21 protein-coding genes are annotated in these 19987 nt (G+C 57.9%); 1 reads left to right on the top strand and 20 read right to left on the bottom strand.

Going from position 1 to position 19987, the window contains the following annotated elements:
- Nucleotides 1–190: 190 nt before the first annotated feature.
- Complete coding sequence (leuA, locus tag JQ848_RS04525; RefSeq protein WP_003443338.1) at nucleotides 191–1870, top strand: 2-isopropylmalate synthase; 1680 nt, start codon at nucleotides 191–193, stop codon at nucleotides 1868–1870.
- A gap of 126 nt (nucleotides 1871–1996) precedes the next feature.
- Here leuA and JQ848_RS04520 read toward each other — a convergent pair whose 3' ends face one another.
- The 20 genes from JQ848_RS04520 to cysE form a co-directional block, all read right to left on the bottom strand.
- The gene (locus JQ848_RS04520; RefSeq protein ID WP_003443339.1) at nucleotides 1997–2788 is read right to left on the bottom strand and encodes an amidohydrolase; all 792 of its coding nucleotides are present in this window, start codon (nucleotides 2786–2788) and stop codon (nucleotides 1997–1999) included.
- Nucleotides 2776–3924: a pyridoxal phosphate-dependent aminotransferase gene (locus tag JQ848_RS04515; RefSeq protein ID WP_003443340.1), complete on the bottom strand. Its 1149-nt coding sequence runs from the start codon at nucleotides 3922–3924 to the stop codon at nucleotides 2776–2778. Before JQ848_RS04515 ends, JQ848_RS04520 begins: the two co-directional genes overlap by 13 nt.
- Before the next feature lie 122 nt (nucleotides 3925–4046).
- Nucleotides 4047–5516: a ribosome biogenesis GTPase Der gene (gene der, locus JQ848_RS04510; RefSeq protein WP_003443342.1), complete on the bottom strand. Its 1470-nt coding sequence runs from the start codon at nucleotides 5514–5516 to the stop codon at nucleotides 4047–4049.
- A gap of 138 nt (nucleotides 5517–5654) precedes the next feature.
- The gene (gene bamB, locus JQ848_RS04505; RefSeq protein WP_029612229.1) at nucleotides 5655–6806 is read right to left on the bottom strand and encodes an outer membrane protein assembly factor BamB; all 1152 of its coding nucleotides are present in this window, start codon (nucleotides 6804–6806) and stop codon (nucleotides 5655–5657) included.
- Nucleotides 6799–7440, bottom strand: coding sequence for a tetratricopeptide repeat protein (locus JQ848_RS04500; RefSeq protein WP_003443347.1), 642 nt, complete (start codon nucleotides 7438–7440; stop codon nucleotides 6799–6801). The genes bamB and JQ848_RS04500 overlap by 8 nt, the downstream gene beginning before the upstream one ends.
- A 40-nt stretch (nucleotides 7441–7480) precedes the next feature.
- On the bottom strand, nucleotides 7481–8770 hold the full coding sequence (gene hisS / locus JQ848_RS04495) for a histidine--tRNA ligase (RefSeq protein WP_003443349.1): 1290 nt from the start codon (nucleotides 8768–8770) through the stop codon (nucleotides 7481–7483).
- A gap of 22 nt (nucleotides 8771–8792) precedes the next feature.
- Complete coding sequence (ispG, locus tag JQ848_RS04490; RefSeq protein ID WP_003443351.1) at nucleotides 8793–9902, bottom strand: flavodoxin-dependent (E)-4-hydroxy-3-methylbut-2-enyl-diphosphate synthase; 1110 nt, start codon at nucleotides 9900–9902, stop codon at nucleotides 8793–8795.
- 3 nt (nucleotides 9903–9905) lie between these two features.
- Nucleotides 9906–10862, bottom strand: coding sequence for a RodZ domain-containing protein (locus JQ848_RS04485; RefSeq protein WP_202210305.1), 957 nt, complete (start codon nucleotides 10860–10862; stop codon nucleotides 9906–9908).
- The gene (gene pilW, locus JQ848_RS04480; protein WP_010655613.1) at nucleotides 10862–11620 is read right to left on the bottom strand and encodes a type IV pilus biogenesis/stability protein PilW; all 759 of its coding nucleotides are present in this window, start codon (nucleotides 11618–11620) and stop codon (nucleotides 10862–10864) included. The genes JQ848_RS04485 and pilW overlap by 1 nt, the downstream gene beginning before the upstream one ends.
- A 12-nt stretch (nucleotides 11621–11632) precedes the next feature.
- Nucleotides 11633–12781 (bottom strand): dual-specificity RNA methyltransferase RlmN, encoded by a 1149-nt coding sequence (gene rlmN / locus JQ848_RS04475; protein WP_003443359.1) that lies wholly within the window; start codon nucleotides 12779–12781, stop codon nucleotides 11633–11635.
- 28 nt (nucleotides 12782–12809) lie between these two features.
- Complete coding sequence (gene ndk / locus JQ848_RS04470) at nucleotides 12810–13235, bottom strand: nucleoside-diphosphate kinase (RefSeq protein WP_003443361.1); 426 nt, start codon at nucleotides 13233–13235, stop codon at nucleotides 12810–12812.
- Between the two features lie 94 nt (nucleotides 13236–13329).
- The gene (iscX, locus tag JQ848_RS04465; RefSeq protein WP_003443363.1) at nucleotides 13330–13530 is read right to left on the bottom strand and encodes a Fe-S cluster assembly protein IscX; all 201 of its coding nucleotides are present in this window, start codon (nucleotides 13528–13530) and stop codon (nucleotides 13330–13332) included.
- Between the two features lie 12 nt (nucleotides 13531–13542).
- Nucleotides 13543–13884 (bottom strand): ISC system 2Fe-2S type ferredoxin, encoded by a 342-nt coding sequence (fdx, locus tag JQ848_RS04460; protein ID WP_003443365.1) that lies wholly within the window; start codon nucleotides 13882–13884, stop codon nucleotides 13543–13545.
- Between the two features lie 3 nt (nucleotides 13885–13887).
- On the bottom strand, nucleotides 13888–15750 hold the full coding sequence (gene hscA / locus JQ848_RS04455) for a Fe-S protein assembly chaperone HscA (RefSeq protein ID WP_202210304.1): 1863 nt from the start codon (nucleotides 15748–15750) through the stop codon (nucleotides 13888–13890).
- A gap of 51 nt (nucleotides 15751–15801) precedes the next feature.
- The gene (gene hscB, locus JQ848_RS04450) at nucleotides 15802–16323 is read right to left on the bottom strand and encodes a co-chaperone HscB (protein ID WP_003443369.1); all 522 of its coding nucleotides are present in this window, start codon (nucleotides 16321–16323) and stop codon (nucleotides 15802–15804) included.
- Nucleotides 16324–16331: 8 nt separating this feature from the next.
- Nucleotides 16332–16655, bottom strand: a complete 324-nt coding sequence (gene iscA, locus JQ848_RS04445) for an iron-sulfur cluster assembly protein IscA (protein WP_003443371.1) — start codon at nucleotides 16653–16655, stop codon at nucleotides 16332–16334.
- A gap of 67 nt (nucleotides 16656–16722) precedes the next feature.
- On the bottom strand, nucleotides 16723–17109 hold the full coding sequence (gene iscU / locus JQ848_RS04440) for a Fe-S cluster assembly scaffold IscU (protein ID WP_003443374.1): 387 nt from the start codon (nucleotides 17107–17109) through the stop codon (nucleotides 16723–16725).
- Between the two features lie 95 nt (nucleotides 17110–17204).
- The gene (locus tag JQ848_RS04435; protein ID WP_003443375.1) at nucleotides 17205–18419 is read right to left on the bottom strand and encodes an IscS subfamily cysteine desulfurase; all 1215 of its coding nucleotides are present in this window, start codon (nucleotides 18417–18419) and stop codon (nucleotides 17205–17207) included.
- Nucleotides 18420–18468: 49 nt separating this feature from the next.
- A complete protein-coding gene (iscR, locus tag JQ848_RS04430) occupies nucleotides 18469–18960 on the bottom strand; it encodes a Fe-S cluster assembly transcriptional regulator IscR (protein WP_003443378.1) in 492 nt (163 codons plus the stop codon).
- A 243-nt stretch (nucleotides 18961–19203) separates the two neighbouring features.
- Nucleotides 19204–19986, bottom strand: a complete 783-nt coding sequence (gene cysE, locus JQ848_RS04425; protein WP_202210303.1) for a serine O-acetyltransferase — start codon at nucleotides 19984–19986, stop codon at nucleotides 19204–19206.
- Between the last annotated feature and the right edge of the window lies 1 nt (nucleotide 19987).

The following is a 19987-nucleotide window of genomic DNA, read 5'->3' as shown; positions in this document are numbered from 1 at the left end:
ATCTTCCAGCCCAATGGTTAGGGTTGAAGTCATGAAAACCTCTCACACCCTCATTCTGCTTCGTCAACACCGCAGCCTTTGCCTCGTCAGCGCACGACTGCAAAGCTAATCGCGGTGCCTCGCCCTTGTGCTTTGTATTTCTTCGGCTGGCCGCCTCTTGATAGTCGGCAAGCAAAATAAGGATTGCCTGATGACCATGCTCAAAGACCCTTCTTCCAAGTACCGCGCCTTCCCGGTCATTGATTTGCCTGACCGTACCTGGCCATCGAAAACCATCACCAGCGCGCCAATCTGGTGCAGCTCCGACCTGCGCGACGGCAACCAGTCGCTGATCGAGCCGATGGATGCGGTAAAGAAGCTGCGCTTCTGGAAGACCCTGGTCAGTGTTGGCGTTAAAGAGATTGAGGCTTCGTTCCCGGCCGCATCCCAGACCGACTTCGACTTCGTGCGCAGCTTGATCGAAGACGGCCACATCCCGGACGACACCACTATTCAGGTGCTGACCCAGGGCCGTGAAGACTTGATTGCCCGCACCTTTGAATCCCTGCGCGGGGCGAAAAAGGCCATCGTTCATTTGTACAACGCGACTTGCCCTGCATTCCGCCGCATCGTGTTCAACCAGGACAAGGAAGGCATCAAAGAGATCGCCGTCAGCGCTGCCAAGCTGTTCGTCAAATATGCCGCTCAGCAGCCTGAAACCCACTGGACGTTCGAGTACTCGCCCGAAACCTTCAGCGCCACCGAACTGGAGTTCGCCAAGGAAGTCTGTGACGCAGTGATCGAGGTCTGGAACCCGACGCCCGAGCACAAGATGATCCTCAACTTGCCTGCCACCGTTGAGTGCGCCACTCCGAACATCTATGCCGACCAGATCGAATGGTTCGGTCGTCATATCAATCGCCGTGACAGCGTGCTGATCAGCCTGCACACCCACAATGACCGCGGCACCGGCGTTGCCGCTACCGAACTGGGCTTGATGGCCGGGGCTGATCGGGTTGAAGGCTGCCTGTTCGGCAATGGCGAACGTACCGGTAACGTCGACCTGGTGACTGTGGCCCTGAACATGTACACCCAGGGTCTGAACCCCGGGCTGGACTTCTCGGACATCGATGGCGTGCGCAAGGTCGTCGAAGAGTGCAACCAGATCCCGGTCCACCCGCGTCACCCCTATGTGGGCGATCTGGTGCACACCGCGTTCTCCGGCTCGCACCAGGATGCGATTCGCAAAGGCTTCTCTCAGCAAAAACCGGATGCCTTGTGGGAAGTTCCATACCTGCCGATCGATCCGGCTGACATTGGCCGCAGCTACGAAGCCGTGATCCGGGTCAACAGCCAGTCAGGCAAAGGCGGTATTGCTTACCTGCTGGAGCAGGAATACGGCATCAGCTTGCCGCGCCGGATGCAGATCGAGTTCAGCCAGGTGGTTCAGCGCGAAACCGACCGCCTGGGTCTGGAGATGACAGCCCAGCAGATCCACAGCTTGTTGCACAGCGAATATCTGCAGGCCAACACCCCTTACGCACTGGTCAGCCACAAGCTGCAGGAAGAGAACGGCCATAGCGCGGTAGAAGTTGAAATCTCTGCCAAGGGCGCTGGCGAGACCAACCTGCGCTGGAGCGGCAAAGGCAACGGCGCGCTGGAAGCGCTGGTGGCAGGGCTGCCGGTGAAAGCCGAGATCATGGACTACAACGAGCACGCTATCGGCGCTGGCACCAATGCCAAGGCAGCGGCCTATATCGAGTTGCGAGTCAATGGTGAGCGTGCCGTGCACGGTGTGGGCATTGATGAAAACATCACCACCGCCAGCTTCAAGGCCCTGTTCAGCGCCCTGAACCGCTCGCTGAGTGAAGCAGAAGCCAAGGCTGCTTAAAGCCGCCGGCCTGAAACGCAAAAGCCCCCAAGGTGTAAAGACCTTGGGGGCTTTTTTGTGCCGGATGTTCAACCCTCTGCAGGCGCGAGCTTTTCCATGCGCAGAGCTCGCTCCTGCAGGTGCCGTTTAGTGCAGGTCGAAGGTATCCGCATCCAGATAGGCCGGGAAGCGCTCGCGGTAGGCCGCCAGCTCACCCGCCGTCAGGCATACCTGAAATACCCCGTCCGCTTCGCCGGCACTGAGCAGCGACTCGCCCTGAAAGTCAAAGACATGGCTGTCACCGGTATAAACCATGCCCTTGCCGTCTGTCCCCACCCGGTTAACCGCCGCCACATAACACAGGTTCTCGATGGCACGCGCTGGCAGTAACCGGTTCCAGTGCAGCCGTCGCGCACCCGGCCAACTGGCTGTATACAGCAGCAGATCGGTATCGTGGGGGTCGCAACTCCACACCGGAAAGCGCAGGTCGTAACAAATCAGCGGGCGAACACGCCAGCCCTTCACTTCGAATTGAACCTGACGCTCACCCGGCGTGAAGTGCTCGTGCTCACCGGCCATGCGAAACAAGTGACGCTTGTCGTAGTGCAACACCTCACCATCCGGGCGTGCCCACAACAGCCGATTGCGATGGCTGCCGTCAGCGGCCCGCACAATCACGCTGCCTGTGACCACCGCATCGAGATCCTTGGCCCGGGCCTGCAACCACTTGCTGGTGGGACCGTGCTCGGGCTCCGCCAGGGTTTTGGACTCCATGCTGAAGCCGGTTGTGAACATCTCGGGCAAGACCACCAGGTCTGCCCCCCGCGCCTGTTCGAGCAACTCGTCAAAGTGCGCAAAATTGGCCTCGCGATCGTGCCAGGCCAATGTGGTCTGCACCAGGGCAACGGTTAAATCGGGTAACCCACTTAGATCACGCATAGTTTTTCTGCTGCTGCACGCAGCGTCTCCTCGCGTTTGGCAAAACACAGGCGGACCAGACGTTGCCCTGGGGGCGGGGTCTGGTAGAACACCGAAACCGGAATTGACGCCACCCCGTGTTCACGGGTCAGCCATAAGGCCATGTCGACGTCATTGAGGTCCGGACGAATAAGGGAATAGTCCACCAACTGGAAATAGGTCCCGGCCACCGGCTTAAAGGTAAAGCGCGACGGGCTTAACAGATCACAAAACAGGTCGCGCTTGGCCTGGTAAAACGCCGGCAGTTCTTCAACATGCTCGGGGTGGGCCGCCATGAAGTCGGCCAGTGCGTACTGCAAAGGGGTAACTCCGCAGAAGCTGACGTACTGATGGACCTTGCGCAGCTCTGCCGTCAGGGCCGCTGGCGCCACCACGTAGCCAGTTTTCCAGCCGGTGACGTGATAGGTCTTGCCGAAGGAACTGACAACGAAGGCCCGATGGTACAGCTCGGGATGGGACAAAACACTGACATGGGGCACGCCATCGAACACCAGATGCTCATACACCTCATCGCTGATGATGTAGATATCGCGGTCCGCAATCAGCGCAGCCAACTGGTCCAGCTCGGCCCGGCTTATCAAGGCACCACTTGGATTATGCGGGCTGTTGAGGATGATCATGCGAGTGCGGGGCGTCAGTGCGTCCTCGAGCTTCTGCCAGTCGATGGAGAAATCAGCCAGCCCCAGTTGCACATGGACACAACGGCCACCGGCCAGCTCGACCGAAGGCTCGTAGCTGTCGTAGCACGGGTCAAACACAATGACCTCGTCACCGGGGTGAATCACCGCCTGAATCGCACAGAAGATGGCCTGGGTGGCACCGGGGGTGATGGTTACCTCGCTATCGGCATCGACTTGCACAGCGTAACTACGGGCAATTTTCGCCGCGACCTGCACCCGCAAGGCAGGCAAGCCGGTCATGGGCGAGTATTGATTATGGCCACTGGCGATGTGATGTCCCACCGCATCGCGCAAGGCTTGCGGGCCATCGAAGTCAGGAAACCCCTGAGACAGGTTGAGCGCGCCGGTTTCAGTCGCGAGCTGCGACATGCGCGTGAAAATAGTGGTGCCGACATTCGGCAACTTGCTGGTAATCATGGCCGTTCCCTGTGATGTTCCCGGCTCTGACTACGGCACAGGACCCATCGAGGATAGCCCAAACCCCAGACACGAAAAAGGGCCGATCAAGGCCCTTTTTCGTTGCGACAAGAGGTTGCGGATCAGCGCTTGTCTTTGCGCTTCTTCTCGGCTTTCTTGTGGTGCGACATCATGCGGCGCTTCTTGTTGACCTGACGGTCGGTCAGCGAGTTCTTGTTGGCTTCGTACGGGTTCTCGCCACCTTTGAACTCGATGCGGATCGGCGTACCGACCAGCTTCAAGACACGACGGTAGGTGTTTTCGAGATAACGGACGTAAGACTTTGGAACCTTCTCGACCTGGTTACCGTGGATCACAATAATCGGCGGGTTGGCACCACCCAGGTGGGCATAGCGCAACTTGATGCGGCGGTTGTTGACCATCGGCGGCGCGTGCTCGCCAACTGCGTCTTCCAGGATCTGGGTCAGACGGTTGGTCGGCCAGCGGGTAACCGCTGACTTGAAGGAGTTCTGCACCGACTGGTACAGGTTACCTACGCCCGTGCCGTGCAGCGCCGAGATGAAGTGGATGTCGGCGAAGTCGACAAAGAACAGGCGACGGGTCAATTCGACCTTGACGAACTCGCGCTCGCTCGGCGTCATGCCGTCCCACTTGTTGATCGCGATGACCAGAGCCCGACCGGCCTCCAGCGCAAAGCCCAACAGGTTGAGGTCGTGGTCGACCACGCCTTCGCGGGCATCCATCACAAAGATCACCACGTTGGCGTCTTTGATGGCCTGCAGGGTTTTGACCACGGAGAATTTTTCTACTTCTTCGTGGATCTTGCCGCGCTTGCGCACACCCGCGGTGTCGATCAGCGTGTACTTCTCGTCGTTACGCTCGAACGGGATGTAGATACTGTCGCGCGTGGTGCCCGGCTCGTCATAAACGATAACCCGGTCTTCACCCAGCATGCGGTTGACCAGCGTTGATTTACCAACGTTAGGCCGACCGATGATGGCGATCTTGATCCCGTCTTTTTCGCTCGGGCCCGGGATGCGCTTGGCTTCCTGACCTTCAAGAACGACTTCGGCTTCGCCTTCTTCTTCCTCTTCCGGATCTTTAGGGAAGTCGCTCAGGGCGATTTCCAGCATCTGGGTGATACCACGACCATGGGCACCGGCGATCGGAATCGCATGGCCCATACCCAAGGGGGCAAATTCTGCACGCGCCAATTCAGGATCGATGTTGTCGACCTTGTTGGCGACAACATACGAGCGCTTGTTACGTTTGCGAAGGTGTTCGCCAATCATCTGGTCAGCGGCTGTGAAACCCGCTTTTGCATCTACCAGGAACAGAACGACGTCAGCTTCTTCGATAGCCAGCAGCGACTGCTCGGCCATCTTTTCGTCCATACCGTGCTCGTCACCGGAGATACCGCCGGTGTCGACCAGAATGTAGGAACGCCCTTGCCACTTGGCCTCACCGTATTGGCGATCACGGGTCAGACCGGACAAGTCGCCGACGATGGCGTCGCGAGTCCTGGTCAGGCGGTTGAACAAGGTGGACTTGCCGACGTTAGGTCGGCCCACCAGGGCGATTACGGGAACCATGCGGCTCTCCACTTCGTTATTTCAGAAAATACAAAAGCCGCTGCAAGGCAGCGGCCAGAGTTCGGAACAGCACAAATGTGCCGCAAGCCTTGCCAGGGCAAGGCTGCCTGAGACCCTAGAGCCTCAAGCATAGACGCCTTAGCGAATGGTCAGGGCTTCCAGTTTGCCGCTGTTACCAAACACGTAAATCATGTCACCGACCACCAGCGGACGCGCCCGAAGACCATCACTGTCTATGCGGGTACGGCCCACGAAACGACCATCGACCTGGCTTAGCAGGTGCAGATAGCCTTCCATGTCACCGACTGCCACATAGCTGGAGAAGACTTCCGGAGCCGACAATTGACGGCGGGCCAGAGCGTCGTTGCTCCATAGTGCAGTGGTCGAACGTTCATCGATGGCTTCAACAGTACCGGACGCCAGACTGACGTAGACGTTACCAAAACCTTGTGCGACACCTGCATAACTGGAAGCATCACGCTGCCAGAGCACGCGGCCGGATTCCATCTCCAGTGCTGCCATGCGGCCCTGGTAGCTGGCAACATACAGCGTGCCACCGGACAGCAGCAGACCACCGTCGATATCGACGATACGCTCGAGTTCCGAACGGCCTTGCGGGATGGCAACACGTTGCTCCCACACCGGCACGCCGTTTCGAGTATCAAGGGCAACGATTTTACCGGTCGAAAGACCGGCAATTGCCAGGTGGTTGGTTACCAGCGGTGCACCGGTACCACGCAAGGTCAGAACACCCGGCGTGCTGTCGTAGATCCAGCGCTGGTCACCGGTTGAAGCATCCAGACCTACCAGATGGTCGTCCTGGGTTTGCACCACGACGATGTCACCGTTGGTCTGTGGTGGAGCAAGCACTTCGCTGTTAACACGAGAGCGCCATTTTTCTTCACCCGTGCTGGCGTCCAGGGCTACTACGTCACCTTGCAAGGTACCGAGCATCACCAGGCCATAGCCAACACCTACGGCGCCAGAAACAGGCAGTTCGAGGTCTTTCTTCCACTGAACGTCGCCGTTCATGCGGTCCAAGGACATCACTACACCGGTCACGTCAGCCGCGTAGATGGTATTACCTTCAACAGCCGGAACCAGCATGTTGTAGGTCTTACCCTGACCGTCACCGATCGAGCGATCCCACTGCTTTTGCAGAACGACTTCTTCTTTGAAGTCAGTCAGCTCGGCTGGCGGAAGTTCTTTTTTGCTGTTGCTGCTGCAACCCGCGGCCAAAATGACCAGAGCCAGCAATGCCGCATGTTTCCAACGCATCACTTCACGCATCTCCTTTGGCCAGGTCGTCGAGCTTGATTTGTAAGCCACCGACAGCCGCTTCATCGGAGAGCGCTGCTTTGGCTTTTTCGTAGGCGCTGCGTGCGTCGTCAGTGCGACCCTGCTGAACCAGCAAGTCGCCCTTCAGCTCTTCACGGCTGGCCAGGAATGCCTTGTCGGAATCGACTTCGAGCAACTTCAGGGCATCGTCAACTTTGCCCTGGGCTGCCAGAACCTGAGCCAGACGCTGACGCGCCACTTCACCCAGGGTCGAATTCGCCGGTTTGTCGACAATGATTTTCAGCTCGGTGGCGGCGTCATCAAGCTTGCCGTTGTCCACTGCAACCTTGGCCACAAAAAGACCGCCAAACTGTGCGTAGGCCGTACCTGCGTATTCGTTTTTCAACTTGCTGGCCAGATCCGCCACACGGGCCACATCGGGCTGACCGTCAGGCGTGAGGGTGGCCTCAAGCAATTGCTGGTAGAGCATCGACGCGCCTTGCGACTGATTGCTCTGATATTTGTGCCAAAGCTGCCAGCCAGCCACTACCACCAGTGCCAGCAGGGCGCCAGTAACCAGGGGTTTGCCGTTACGCTGCCACCAGTCTTTCAACTCGCCCAGCTGATCATCATCGTTACTCGACACCCCAACACTCCTTATTCGCTAATTCGGCTGTTTTACAGCTTCAACCCTGCACGATGCAGGTGGCCAAGTGCTCGGCAAGAGCATCCCAGGCAATCGTTTGTTGTTCGCCCTGGCCACGCAGGGGTTTGACGCCTACTACTTGCTGGGCCAATTCGTCGTCACCCAGGATCAGTGCATACAGCGCACCGCTCTTGTCGGCCTTCTTGAACTGGCTTTTGAAGCTGCCAGCGCCGGCATTGATCTGCAAGCGCAGGTTTGGCAGTTGATCACGAACACCTTCGCTCAACGTCAGGGCAGCCAGTTCAGCAGCCTCACCGAAAGCACACAGGTAAACATCAACCTGACGTGCGATTTCTGCCGGGACTTGCTCAAGGGTTTCGAGCAGCAGGATCAAGCGCTCGATACCCATTGCAAAACCGACGCCCGTGGTGGGCTTGCCACCCATCTGTTCGACCAGACCGTCATAACGACCACCGGCACACACGGTGCCCTGGGCACCGAGTTTGTCAGTGACCCACTCAAATACGGTTTTGCTGTAGTAATCGAGCCCGCGAACCAGCTTGGGGTTGATCACGTAAGGAATCCCGGCAGCATCCAGGCGCGCCTTGAGGCCCTCAAAGTGCACACGGGACTCTTCGTCCAGGTAATCCACCAGCTTCGGGGCATCAACCAGAACCGCCTGGGTATCGGCGTTCTTGCTGTCGAGCACCCGCAGCGGGTTGGATTTCAAGCGACGCTGGCTGTCTTCGTCAAGCTCGCTCAGACGCGAGGACAGGTATTCGACCAGCGCGGCACGATAACGTGCACGGGCTTCGCTGGTGCCCAGGCTGTTGAGCTCAAGCGTGACCGCATCGCGGATACCCAGTTCGCCCCACAGGCGCCAGGTGAGCACGATCAGTTCGGCATCGATGTCCGGACCATCCAGGTTGAATACTTCAACCCCGATTTGATGGAACTGGCGATAGCGGCCTTTTTGCGGGCGCTCGTGGCGAAACATGGGGCCGATGTACCACAGCTTTTGAACCTGGCCACCACCGGTAATGCCGTGTTCCAGCACCGCACGTACGCAGGCAGCCGTACCTTCGGGACGCAAAGTCAGCGAATCGCCGTTGCGGTCTTCGAAGGTGTACATCTCTTTTTCGACGATATCGGTCACTTCACCGATCGAGCGCTTGAACAGCTCGGTGAATTCAACGATTGGCATGCGGATTTGCTTGTAACCGTAGTTATCCAGCAAACGCGAGACCGTGCTCTCAAAGTAGCGCCATAGAGGCGTCTGCTCAGGCAGGATGTCGTTCATGCCACGAATGGCTTGCAAAGACTTGCTCACAGAAAATCCTTTATTCGTTTGATTAGCCGCGCGCGATAACTGCTGCGTCAGCTTCGACCTTTTCGGCCGCTTTCTGCCGGATCAGCCTTTCGAGCTCATCCACCAGATTTTCATTCGTCAACTTCTGCGACGGCTTGCCGTCGATGTAAATCAGGTTCGGTGTACCGCCGGTCAAGCCCACATGGGCTTCTTTCGCCTCGCCGGGGCCGTTGACCACACAACCGATCACCGCCACATCCAGCGGTACCAGCAGGTCTTCAAGCCGCACTTCGAGTTCGTTCATGGTTTTCACCACGTCGAAATTCTGCCGCGAGCAGCTTGGACAGGCAATAAAGTTGATGCCACGCGAGCGCAGGTGCAGGGACTTGAGGATGTCGTAACCGACTTTTACTTCCTCGACCGGGTCTGCCGCCAGAGAGATGCGAATAGTATCGCCAATCCCTTCGGCGAGCAGCATACCTAGGCCCACGGCAGATTTCACTGTGCCTGAACGCAAACCGCCGGCTTCGGTGATACCCAAATGCAGTGGCTGGACGATTTCCTTGGCCAGCAAACGATAGGCCTCAACCGCCATGAATACGTCCGAGGCCTTTACGCTGACCTTGAAGTCCCTGAAATTCAGGCGTTCGAGGTGCTCAACGTGACGCAGTGCCGACTCAACCAGAGCAGCAGGGGTCGGCTCGCCGTATTTCTTTTGCAGGTCTTTTTCCAGCGAACCGGCGTTGACCCCGATACGGATCGGAATACCGCGATCACGGGCAGCATCAACCACTGCACGCACACGGTCTTCGCGACCGATGTTGCCCGGGTTGATCCGCAGGCAGTCCACACCCAGTTCGGCCACGCGCAAGGCGATCCGGTAATCGAAGTGGATATCGGCAACCAGGGGCACCTTGACCAGTTGCTTGATGCGACCAAAAGCTTCGGCTGCATCCATATCGGGCACGGAAATGCGCACGATATCGACGCCTGCGGCTTCCAGCCGGTTGATCTGGGCAACAGTCGCAGCCACGTCATTGGTGTCACTGTTGGTCATGCTCTGTACGGCAATAGGGGCATCGCCACCTACTGGCACCGAGCCAACCCAGATTTTTCGCGATTCGCGACGTTTGATTGGTGATTCGCCGTGCATGACTTATTGACCTAACTTCAGGCGAGCAGTCTCGCCACTGGTGAAAGGAGCCACATCCACAGCCTGACCGTTGTAGGTCACCTGTGCGCCACGGGCATAGCCCAGACGCAGGGTCAGTGGAGGCTTGCCGCTCACTTCAAGATTCTCGCCCTTGCGCTTCAGACCACCAAACAGCACTTTGCCGGTGCCATCGGTGACTTGAGTCCAGCAATCGGCGGTGTATTGCAGATTGACCTTGCCAGTGCCTGCAATCGGTGCCGCGGGCGCCGCCGCATCAGGGGCTGCAACAGGTGCCGGCACAACCGGGGTCGGGGCAACAGGGGCTGGCGTAGCGGCAGGCGTTACAGGCGTAACCGGCAATGCCGGCGCATCTGTCCCGGCCTGCTGCGCAGCAGGATCAGTCGCCACAGGCGTCTCGCCTTCGACCTTGGCTTCTGCCACTGCCTGGTCTTCCGGCTCGTCGAGCGGGTGGATCCGGGTCGTGCCGTCAGCACCTTCAACTTCGACGTGTTCCGGAGCCAGACCGATCAGGTCCTTGGCGCGCATGGACGTCTGGTCCTGCCACCAGATGAAACCGCAACCTATCACGGCGATCAGCAACAGCAGGCTGACAATACGCAAAATGGTGTGGGAAACCCGCACAGGCTCTTCAATCCGGCCAAGACTGTGCACGTTGCTGCCATTGGCATCAGTCCCTGTGTACAAATCAAACTCATGGACCAGGCTGGTCTGATCCATGCCAAGCAATTTGGCATAGGCACGGATGTAACCGCGCGCAAAAGTATGGCCTGGCAGCTTGTCGAACGCCCCGGTCTCAAGGTTGCTCAGGGAACTGGCCGTGAGATTGAGTTTCAAGGCGACTTCAGCCAACGTCCATCCATTGTTTTCACGGGCCTGACGCAGAGTCTCACCGGGATTGACACGAGTCGCTGCTAGAACTTCGGGTTGCGCCGCTTTCATCATTGCTCCGACAGGTATTGCTGATATTCCGGCGTGCCGGGATAGAGTCGTTTTAGTTGCTGGCCATAATTGGCAGTTGGGGTGCGCTCGTCGAAAACACTCGCCAGTCGCGCACCGAGCAATAGACTACGTGCATTTTGCCCGCTAAGCAGGCTAAAACGATCGTAATAGTCACGTGCGGGCACATAATGCCTGTCTTCGTAAGACAACTCAGCCATTTCGAGCAGTGCACGGGGTTGTTGACGGTTCAGGCGCAAGGCTTTTTCGAGCTGCTGGCGACCTGCATCCCGTTGCCCCAGCCTGAGTGAAGCGACCCCCAGGTTCTCGTAGATGCGCGAACGCTCGGGATAAAGGTTGTCGGCCAGGGCTTTGTGGAATTGATCATGGGCCTCCTGATAACGCTGCTGCCCGAAAAGCAGGCTGCCATAGTTATTCAGGATCCGGGCATCGTCCGGCCGCGCACGCAGTGCTGTGCGAAAGGCCTGCCCGGCCAGTTCGAACTCCTGCTCGGACTGAAACACCAATGCCAGGGCAGCATTGGTGTCCGGATCAGTCTTGTCGAGTTCCAAGGCTTTACTCAAGGGGATCCTGGCCTGCTCGGTCATCCCCTGCTGAAGATAACCCAGCCCCAGTTGAACATATGCCTCGCGCGCCGCGTTACGCCCCTTGTCAGTGGTCATCGGGTTTGAGCCGCCCGATGACACACAGCCAGCCAAAAAGCTGAGCAAGCCAAAAGAAAGCGCGGCGCGCAGGATCATGGATGTCCTCTCTCAGGGAGCCGGCGAAGCATTTTGCGTTACATCGCCTTCGCCGCTCTGCTCGTGCCCGGCAACCCAGCGCTCGCTACGACGGGTACGGTCATTGACCTGACCGACCAACTGGCCGCAAGCAGCGTCGATGTCTTCACCGCGAGTGGTACGCACTGTCACGTTATAACCGGCTTGATGCAGCAGATCCTGGAAACGGCGAATGGCGTTATTGCTTGGACGCTCATAGCCCGAATGCGGGAACGGGTTAAACGGGATCAGGTTGATCTTGCAAGGGGTGTCCTTGAGCAACTCGATCATTTCCACGGCATGTTCGACGTGGTCGTTGATGTCTTTGAGCATGGTGTACTCAACGGTCAAGACACGCTTCTCGCCCAGGGTCGACATATAGCGACGGCAGGACTCAAGCAGCATTTTGAGCGGGTACTTTTTGTTGATCGGCACCAACTGGCTGCGCAATGCATCATTGGGTGCATGCAGCGACAACGCCAGGGAAACGTCGATGTGCTTGGCCAGCTCATCGATCATCGGCACCACGCCCGAGGTAGACAGTGTCACCCGGCGCTTGGAGATGCCGTAGCCCAGGTCATCCATCATCAGATGCATGGCGGCAATCACGTTGTCAAAGTTCAGCAGCGGCTCACCCATGCCCATCATCACCACGTTGGTGATGGCACGGTCGGCGGTTGCCGGGACGCTGCCAAAGGATTTGTTGGCAATCCACACCTGACCGATTACTTCGGCGGCGGTGAGGTTGCTATTGAAACCTTGCTTGCCGGTGGAGCAGAAACTGCAATCCAGGGCACAGCCTGCCTGGGACGAAACGCACAAAGTGCCACGTTTGCCCTGGGGAATGTAAACGGTTTCGACGCAGCTGCCGGACTCGACACGAACCACCCATTTACGGGTGCCATCGGTGGAGATGTCCTCGCTGACGACTTCAGGTCCACGAACTTCAGCAATGGCCTTGAGCTTGTCGCGCAAGGCCTTGCTGACGTTAGTCATGGCGTCGAAATCATCGACGCCAAAGTGGTGAATCCACTTCATGACCTGACCGGCACGGAAACGCTTCTCCCCGATTGAGTCGAAGAATTTCTCCATTTGGGGCTGAGTCAGGCCCAGCAGGTTTGTTTTGCCAGTCGTTGCAATCATGTCTTCACCCTCACTCACGAGCCAATACTTAGCGAGTGGTTACTTCAGTAGCTGCGAAAAAGTAGGAGATTTCGCGAGCAGCAGCTGCTTCAGAGTCGGAACCGTGAACAGCGTTAGCGTCGATGGATTCAGCGAAATCAGCACGGATAGTGCCGGCAGCTGCTTCTTTAGGGTTGGTAGCGCCCATCAGTTCGCGGTTCAGAGCGATGGCGTTTTCGCCTTCCAGAACCTGAACAACAACCGGACCGGAGATCATGAAAGCCACCAGGTCGCCGAAGAAGCCACGAGCGCTGTGCTCAGCGTAGAAGCCTTCAGCTTCAGCTTTGGACAGTTGCTTCAGTTTGGAAGCTACAACCTTCAGGCCGGCTTTTTCAAAACGGGTGGTGATCTCGCCGATAACGTTTTTTGCAACAGCGTCAGGCTTGATGATGGAGAAAGTGCGTTGAACAGCCATGGTGTAACTCCAGAAACAGTGATTTAAGCGAAAAATTAAACCCGCGAATTATACGCGGGTTCTTGGGTATTTCATAATTACGCGCGTTGCAAGTTTAGTCAGCTTCTTCGATCCACAAGCCCTGAATGGCTTCGAGGACCTTCTCGCCGCCACGATCAGGGATGTCATCGAACTCAGGCAACGCCATGACCAGGTTGCGCAGCTTGACGAAATTCACCGTCAGCGGATCGACATCCGGGTGGGCTTCGGCCAGTTGTATCGCGATTTCCTGCACATCAACCCATTTAAGGCTCATGACAATTCCTTATCAGTGCGGCGCTTCGGCGGCGTGGTTGAGCGAGTATTTCGGAATTTCGACCGTGATGTCTTCAGTGCCAACCCGGGCCTGACAGCTCAGGCGCGAGGTCGCTTCCAGACCCCAGGCCCGATCGAGGTAATCTTCTTCCAGCTCGTCAGCCTCATTGAGGGAGTCGAAGCCTTCACGAATCACACAGTGACAAGTGGTGCAGGCGCAAACACCGCCGCACGCGCTTTCGATTTCAATGTGATTGTCGTGGGCCACTTCGAGAATGGTTTTGCCGGTCTCAGCCTCAACAACCATACCGTCCGGGCAATGCTCGGCGTGTGGCAGAAAAATGATCTGCGGCATCAGTTATTCCTCGATTTCATTCAAGTTGCGTCCCGACAGGGCGGCTTTAACCGTCAAGTCCATGCGCCGGGCAGCGAAGGCATCGGTCACTTGCGACAGACGCTTGGTCTGCTGCTCGATGGCATAACCATCGGTGCCTTTCAACAATTGGGCCAGTTCCTGCATTTGCAGTTCGATGACCATCCGCTCTTCGGCGTCCAGCAAACGATCGCCATCAACATCCAGCGCCGCCTGTACCGCCTCGATCAGACGCTGAGCATCGACCTGCTGCTCACGCAACACCCGTGCGACCTTGTCGTCACTGGCGTACTGGAACGAATCCTTGAGCATTTTGGCGATTTCACCATCGGTCAGACCGTAGGACGGCTTGACCTGAATGGTTGCCTCGACACCCGACCCCAGCTCGCGGGCCGTCACATTGAGCAAACCATCAGCATCGACCTGGAAGGTGACGCGGATTTTGGCGGCACCGGCCACCATGGGCGGAATGCCACGCAATTCAAAACGCGCCAGGGAGCGGCAATCACTGATCAGCTCGCGCTCGCCCTGCAGCACATGAATCATCATGGCCGTCTGGCCGTCTTTATAGGTGGTGAAGTCTTGCGCACGAGCCACCGGGATTGTGGTGTTGCGCGGAATGACCTTCTCCATCAGGCCGCCCATGGTCTCAAGACCGAGCGACAGCGGAATCACGTCCAGCAATAACAGTTCGCCACCATCACGCTTGTTACCGGCCAGGGTGTCGGCCTGAATCGCAGCACCAATGGCGACCACCTGATCGGGGTCGATATCGGTCAATGGCTGACGACCAAACATTTCGGCAACCGCTTCGCGCACACGCGGCACGCGGGTCGAACCACCGACCATCACCACCGCCTGAACTTCATCAAGCTCAATATTGGAGTCACCTACAGCACGGCGACAAGCCTTCAGACTGCGGGCAATCATCGGCTCGATCAGGGCATCGAAAGCTTCACGGGTCAGCTCGGCCTGCCAGTCGCCATAAGCGACAGATACGGACGAAGCATCGGTCAGACCTTCTTTGGCAGCGCAGGCAATTTGCAGCAATTGGCGCTGGGTGCCCGGATCGAGATCCGCCGACAAACCTGCCTGCTCGACAATCCAGCTGGCAATCGCATGGTCAAAGTCGTCGCCGCCCAGGGCGCTGTCGCCGCCAGTGGCCAGGACTTCAAACACACCGCCGGTCAAACGCAGGATCGAGATATCGAAAGTACCGCCACCCAGGTCATAGATGGCGACCACGCCTTCAGCGTGCTGGTCAAGACCGTACGCCACGGCAGCAGCAGTCGGCTCGTTGAGCAGGCGCAATACATTTAGCCCGGCCAGTCGCGCCGCATCCTTGGTGGCCTGACGCTGAGCGTCATCGAAATAAGCCGGCACGGTGATCACCGCCCCTACCAATTCTCCGCCCAAGGTTTTTTCAGCACGCTCGCGCAGCACTTTCAAAATGTCGGCTGACACCTCTACCGGGCTTTTCGGGCCCTGCACGGTGTCAATGAACGGCATGTGCGACTCACCGCCCACAAAGCGATAAGGCAGCTGCTCGCCCAATTGCTTGACGTCGGACAGACCACGACCCATCAAGCGCTTGACCGACAGCACGGTATTGAAAGGATCACTGGAAGCCGCCAGACGGGCAGACTCGCCCACCTCGATGCGATCGGCGTGATAACGCACCGCAGACGGCAGGATGACTTTGCCGTCAGCATCGGCCAGCGGCTCGGAAAGACCGCTGCGCAAAGCAGCGACCAGCGAATTGGTAGTGCCCAAGTCGATCCCCACAGCCAGACGTCGCTGGTGCGGTTGAGGACTTTGGCCGGGTTCGGCGATCTGCAGTAGGGCCATCGTAATCAGGACTTATCTGTATATCAGGCGTGCAACCGTGGCGGCACTGGGTTAATCGTCGAGGCGCTCTTCTAACTGGCGCACTTCGTAAGTGAGCTTGTCGAGGAACTGCATGCGGCGCATCAGGCGCTCGGCCTGTTCGCGCTGCGCTGCATCATTCCAGCAAGCAGCGAAGCTGTCGTTCAACTGATCCTGAGCGGCTTTGAGCCGACGCTTGAATGCAGCAATACCTGCCATATCGGCGCTGTCCTGCAAGTCTTCAAGCTCTTCGCGCCAATGCATCTGCTGCATCAGAAACTCGGGATCATGCACCGTGACTTCCAGCGGCATCTCACGCCCATTCATCGCAAGCAGGTAACGCGCGCGCTTGGGTGGGCTTTTGAGCGTCTGGTAGGCCTCGTTGAGGCTGGCGGATTGCTCCAGCGCCAGTCGTTGCTCACGCTCGGAAGCATCAGCAAATCGATCCGGATGCACACCACGCGCCAACTCACGGTAGCGCGTGGCCAACTGCTCGAGATCCAGCGTGAAGCTCGGCTGCAGTTCAAATAATGCGAAATGACAAGGAGTGCCCACGAGTAGCCTCAGATGTTGAAGCTTTCGCCGCAGCCACATTCACCGCGCACGTTGGGATTGTTGAACTTGAAGCCTTCGTTCAACCCTTCCTTGGTGAAATCGAGTTCGGTACCGTCGAGATAGGTCAGGCTCTTGGGATCGATGATCACCTTTTCGCCATGACTCTCAAACACCTGGTCCTCACTGCCGACCTCATCAACGAACTCCATCACATAGGCGAGACCGGAACAGCCCGTAGTGCGAACACCCAGACGAATCCCCTCACCCTTGCCGCGCCCGTCAAGGGAACGACGAATATGCCGGGCCGCCGCTTCTGTCATGCTGATAGCCATCAGGACTCCTTACGAATCGCCAGTATCATCACCCTGCCCGCGCCATTGCTGGCAGCGGGCAAACGGATCAGATCAAACCTTTCTTCTGCTTGTAATCGCGAACAGCTGCCTTGATGGCGTCTTCTGCGAGTACCGAGCAGTGAATTTTTACCGGTGGCAAGGCCAGCTCTTCAGCCAGCTGAGTGTTTTTGATGGTCTCTGCTTCATCCAGAGTCTTGCCCTTCATCCACTCGGTTGCCAGGGAGCTGGAAGCGATTGCCGAACCGCAACCATAGGTCTTGAACTTGGCATCTTCAATGATGCCCTGCTCGTTGACCTTGATCTGCAAACGCATCACGTCGCCGCACGCCGGTGCACCCACCATGCCGGTGCCGACATCCGGGTCTTCCGCGTCCATCTTGCCGACGTTGCGCGGGTTTTCGTAGTGGTCGATGACCTTTTCGCTGTAAGCCATGGTACTAATCCTCACTCATCAGAGAGTCGCTCTTGAGACACTGCAATGCTGCTGTTCGCTGCGTTTACAGCGCCTGCCTGTGGCGACTTAAATTGTTAGTGCGCCGCCCATTCGATTTTCGAAATGTCGATGCCGTCTTTGTACATGTCCCACAGCGGCGACAGTGCGCGCAGCTTGGTAACAGCCTCGCAAACCTTCTGCGCGGCGTAATCAATTTCTTCTTCAGTGGTGAAACGACCGAAAGTGAAGCGGATCGAGCTGTGTGCCAGTTCATCGTTACGGCCCAGGGCGCGCAACACGTAGGACGGCTCAAGGGAAGCAGAGGTACAGGCCGAACCGGACGACACGGCCAGATCCTTGAGCGCCATGATCAGCGACTCGCCTTCAACATAGTTGAAGCTCAGGTTCAGGTTGTGCGGTACGCGGGCGGTCATGCTGCCGTTGACGTACAGCTCTTCAAGGTGTTCAACCTGCTTGAAGAAACGGTCGCTCAGGGCTTTGATCCGGATGTTCTCGGCGGCCATTTCTTCTTTGGCGATCTGGAACGCTTCGCCCATGCCCACGATCTGGTGGGTAGCCAGGGTGCCCGAACGCATGCCGCGCTCATGACCGCCGCCGTGCATGGCAGCTTCGATACGTACGCGAGGCTTGCGGCTTACATAAAGTGCGCCGATACCTTTAGGACCGTAAGTCTTGTGAGCCGAGAAGGACATCATGTCGACTTTCAGTTTTGCCAGGTCGATTTCAACCTTGCCGGTGGACTGGGCCGCATCGACATGGAACAACACGCCGCGCGAGCGAGTCAGCTCACCAATGGCGGCGATATCGTTGACGGTGCCGATTTCGTTGTTCACGTGCATGATCGAAACCAGGATGGTGTCATCACGCATGGCCGCTTCAACCATGGCCGGCGTTACCAGACCGTCGGTACCCGGTTCGATATAGGTCACTTCAAAGCCTTCGCGCTCCAGCTGACGCATGGTGTCGAGGACGGCTTTGTGTTCAATCTTGTCGGTGATCAGGTGCTTGCCTTTGGTGGCATAGAAATGCGCGGCACCCTTGATCGCCAGGTTGTTGGCCTCGGTTGCACCGGAGGTCCAGACAATTTCACGCGGGTCGGCGTTAACCAGATCGGCGACCTGACGACGGCCATTCTCCACCGCTTCTTCAGCCTTCCAGCCAAATACGTGGGAGCGCGACGCCGGGTTACCGAAGTTGCCGTCAACCAGCAGGCAGTCGCTCATTTTTTGAGCAACACGCGGATCAACCGGGGTAGTGGCTGAATAATCGAGGTAAATTGGCAATTTCATGGACTATCTCCTAAATCAGGCTGGCTGGCGCACCGTCGTTTTTATGCAATCACTCGACGGCGGACGCTTCGATCTTATCCAGGTGTGGCGCCTTGCCATTACAGCGGCGTTGATCCTGACGCTGGGCTACTTCTTGTACCTCACGGCGAGTGACAAGATCAGCCAAGCTGATACCGCTGAGAAAATCGTGGATCTGCAGGCTCAGGTCGCACCACAAATGGTGGGTCAGGCACGTGTCGCCGGCATGGCAATCGCCAAGCCCCTGGCAACGCGTGGCATCGACGGACTCGTTCACTGCATCGATAACCTGGGCTACCTGAATACCCTGCATGTCGCGCGACAGCTGATAGCCGCCGCCCGGGCCACGCACACTGGAAACCAGACTGCTGCGGCGCAACTTGGCAAACAGTTGCTCAAGGTAGGATAGGGAAATGCCCTGGCGTTCGGAAATATCAGCCAGGGACACCGGCCCGTGCTGTGCGTGCAACGCCAAATCAAGCATTGCAGTAACGGCGTAACGGCCTTTTGTAGTCAGTCTCATGGACAGGTACCACGGAATTCGGAATGGAGGCGAGTATGCTATTCCCGACTATTTAAGTCAAGTATTAGACCTAGTACTTTAGTCGGGATTACCCGCAAAACAGCGCGCGCATTGTAGCAGGGTATGCGGCGTAATGGCACACGAGGCATCAAGACCTGACGCGCAAGACCCCGGGGGGCCCAGAGGCCGGCAACTGCTCAGCGCAGCGTCACCAGACCAGCTCCCCCAGGGTCAAAGCAAGACCTAGACCGCCTTGCCTTGATCCTTGTCCTTGTCCTTGACGCAGGCGAAGTCCTCTTCGCGCAGCTGCGGCAGGTCCTGAGCGCAATAAGTGCTGCCCAGATCCTTGAGCGCCCCGCACATGCCATCAAGCTTGCCGTCGACCGCCTGCAGATGATCCAGCAACTGACCAATGGCCCGCGCCACCGGATCCGGCATGTCCTCGCCAACACCGTACGCATCAAAGCCAATCTTCTCGGCCATGGCCTTGCGCTTGGCTTGTACCTCATCGTCGCTCTTGATGATAATGCGCCCCGGGATCCCGACAACCGTCGCCCCGGCAGGCACCTCTTTGGTCACCACGGCATTGGAGCCAACCTTGGCTCCGGCACCCACGGTAAACGGACCAAGCACCTTGGCCCCCGCCCCCACCACAACCCCGTTTTCCAGAGTCGGATGGCGCTTGCCCTTGTTCCAGCTCGTGCCGCCCAGCGTCACACCCTGATAAAGGGTCACGTCGTCGCCGATTTCAGCCGTCTCACCAATGACGATACCCATGCCGTGGTCGATGAAAAACCGACGCCCCACCTTGGCCCCCGGGTGAATCTCGATCCCGGTCAGCCAGCGCCCGAAGTTCGACACCAGGCGAGCCAGCCATTTCCAGCCAGCCCCCCACAGCAAAGCGGACAAGCGGTGAATCCAGATGGCATGCATGCCCGGGTAGCAGGTCAACACCTCAAAAGCATTACGCGCAGCAGGATCACGATGAAACACACTCTGGATATCTTCACGCAGACGCTCGAACATC

It is taken from the genome of Pseudomonas paraversuta, from assembly GCF_904067025.1.
Classification (GTDB): domain Bacteria; phylum Pseudomonadota; class Gammaproteobacteria; order Pseudomonadales; family Pseudomonadaceae; genus Aquipseudomonas; species Aquipseudomonas paraversuta.
Note: the sequence above shows the minus strand (reverse complement) of the source record. Positions and strands in the feature narration are given on the sequence as shown.

Coding starts and splice junctions, on each gene's coding strand:
- iscU (WP_003443374.1), bottom strand. CDS start 17,109: ATGGCTTACAGCGAAAAGGTCATCGACCACTACGAAAACCCGCGCAAC.
- ndk (WP_003443361.1), bottom strand. CDS start 13,235: ATGGCTGTTCAACGCACTTTCTCCATCATCAAGCCTGACGCTGTTGCA.
- cysE (WP_202210303.1), bottom strand. CDS start 19,986: ATGTTCGAGCGTCTGCGTGAAGATATCCAGAGTGTGTTTCATCGTGAT.
- iscX (WP_003443363.1), bottom strand. CDS start 13,530: ATGAGCCTTAAATGGGTTGATGTGCAGGAAATCGCGATACAACTGGCC.
- iscA (WP_003443371.1), bottom strand. CDS start 16,655: ATGGCTATCAGCATGACAGAAGCGGCGGCCCGGCATATTCGTCGTTCC.
- JQ848_RS04515 (WP_003443340.1), bottom strand. CDS start 3,924: ATGATTACCAGCAAGTTGCCGAATGTCGGCACCACTATTTTCACGCGC.
- der (WP_003443342.1), bottom strand. CDS start 5,516: ATGGTTCCCGTAATCGCCCTGGTGGGCCGACCTAACGTCGGCAAGTCC.
- rlmN (WP_003443359.1), bottom strand. CDS start 12,781: ATGATTGCAACGACTGGCAAAACAAACCTGCTGGGCCTGACTCAGCCC.
- JQ848_RS04520 (WP_003443339.1), bottom strand. CDS start 2,788: ATGCGTGATCTAAGTGGGTTACCCGATTTAACCGTTGCCCTGGTGCAG.
- fdx (WP_003443365.1), bottom strand. CDS start 13,884: ATGCCGCAGATCATTTTTCTGCCACACGCCGAGCATTGCCCGGACGGT.
- ispG (WP_003443351.1), bottom strand. CDS start 9,902: ATGCACGGCGAATCACCAATCAAACGTCGCGAATCGCGAAAAATCTGG.
- iscR (WP_003443378.1), bottom strand. CDS start 18,960: ATGAGACTGACTACAAAAGGCCGTTACGCCGTTACTGCAATGCTTGAT.
- JQ848_RS04485 (WP_202210305.1), bottom strand. CDS start 10,862: ATGAAAGCGGCGCAACCCGAAGTTCTAGCAGCGACTCGTGTCAATCCC.
- bamB (WP_029612229.1), bottom strand. CDS start 6,806: ATGCGTGAAGTGATGCGTTGGAAACATGCGGCATTGCTGGCTCTGGTC.
- JQ848_RS04435 (WP_003443375.1), bottom strand. CDS start 18,419: ATGAAATTGCCAATTTACCTCGATTATTCAGCCACTACCCCGGTTGAT.
- leuA (WP_003443338.1), top strand. CDS start 191: ATGACCATGCTCAAAGACCCTTCTTCCAAGTACCGCGCCTTCCCGGTC.
- hscA (WP_202210304.1), bottom strand. CDS start 15,750: ATGGCCCTACTGCAGATCGCCGAACCCGGCCAAAGTCCTCAACCGCAC.
- pilW (WP_010655613.1), bottom strand. CDS start 11,620: ATGATCCTGCGCGCCGCGCTTTCTTTTGGCTTGCTCAGCTTTTTGGCT.